General features: G+C 70.5%; 1 protein-coding gene. It reads left to right on the top strand.

Features of this window, described 5'->3' with window-relative positions; all coding sequences use genetic code 11:
- Nucleotides 1-264: transglycosylase SLT domain-containing protein (locus tag KZZ07_RS27050; protein ID WP_219520084.1), on the top strand; the 264-nt coding region annotated here is incomplete at both ends.

Raw genomic sequence — 264 nt, 5'->3', positions numbered from 1 at the left:
CCTTCGGGCAGGGCGCGCGCGACAATATCGACGCGCTGATCGAGCAGCAGGCCAAGGCGAACGGCGTTCCGGCGAGCTTCGTGCACGCCGTGGTGAAGCGCGAGAGCAACTACAACCCGCGGGCCAAGGGCGGCAGCGCCCTCGGCCTCATGCAGATCAAGCACGCGACCGCGCGCAGCCTGGGCTACACCGGCGACGCCGCCGGCCTGTACGATCCGGAGACCAACCTGCGCTACGGCGTGGCCTATCTGGCGGGCGCCTACC

The sequence above is a fragment of the Mameliella sp. CS4 genome (genome assembly GCF_019392335.1).
Classification (GTDB): Bacteria; Pseudomonadota; Alphaproteobacteria; order Rhodobacterales; family Rhodobacteraceae; genus Antarctobacter.
This window is presented reverse-complemented; position numbering and strand designations above follow the sequence as displayed.